The following is a 1,099-nucleotide window of genomic DNA, read 5'->3' as shown; positions in this document are numbered from 1 at the left end:
CCAGCCAACTGCGATGGACGAGTAGTCCCGCCTCTTTATTAATGGCTACTAAAAACTCATCTTCATAAATGATTTCTATTTGGTCGGCGTGTTGGTCAGCGTTGCCGTTTTCGATATCCATGTTCATATTTTTGTCTTCAATGCTCATAATGTAGATGCCATCATTATATATTTACTGTCTCTTATACATATCTTTTTATCGCACCCATAATGGCATAATAAATTGGGACTGTATTTATACGCTGTACATAAAGGAACGATTATATTGAAGTATTCTGAAATTATTTATTCATAAATACATAAGCCCCCTTTGTCCTTATTGTAAATTATAAAAACCAATCTAGGCTGACGTCATTGTATTGTCATATCTGATAGATACACTGCAGACTTATGCAAGACAAGTACTTAAATTTTATAAGTGATTAGGTGAGTCGATATGTTAGAGCTTAGGCAGGTTACTAAGAAGTATGATGACAAAGTTATCTTTGAGGATATATCACTCAAAATAAATAGGGGCGAGATAGTTTCAATCTTAGGACCGTCCGGCTGCGGTAAGACTACTTTATTGCATATGATTCTAGGCTTAACCAATATTAGTGGTGGCCGAATTGCCTACAATGGTGAAGATATCACCCGAGTGCCGATGCAGGAGCGAGGATTTAATATTGTCTTTCAGGACTATGCGTTATTCCCTAACCTTAATGTCAAACAAAACATCGAATACGGTCTGCGTAACAATCCTAGTGTGAGTACACAACAAGAAGTCGATGAACTGATCGACTTACTCGATATTAAAGCGCATCTAAGTAAGCGTGTTCATCAGCTATCAGGCGGTCAAAAGCAGCGTGTCGCGCTGGCACGTACGTTAGTCATGAAGCCCAAGATACTACTATTAGATGAGCCTTTGTCGGCACTAGATGGGGTGATTAAAGAAACAGTCAAAGCGCGTATTCGTGAGATTGCAAAACGCTATCAGCTGACTACCTTGATCGTCACTCATGACCCAGAAGAAGCGATGACGTTATCAGATCGTATCTTACTGCTATCAGATGGCAAAGTCGCGCAATTCGCTCAGCCCGCTGAAATCATACACAACCCT

1 protein-coding gene is annotated in these 1,099 nt (G+C 39.9%); it reads left to right on the top strand.

What is annotated here, in order from left to right:
* Nucleotides 1–436: 436 nt before the first annotated feature.
* Nucleotides 437–1,099 (top strand): ABC transporter ATP-binding protein (locus ACS8FD_RS16340; protein WP_439276617.1); only part of this gene is annotated, 663 nt, incomplete at its 3' end.

The sequence above is a fragment of the Psychrobacter sp. 1U2 genome, from assembly GCF_051847575.1.
The sequence above is the reverse complement of the archived record's forward strand: the minus strand, read 5'-3'. Positions and strand labels throughout refer to the sequence as shown.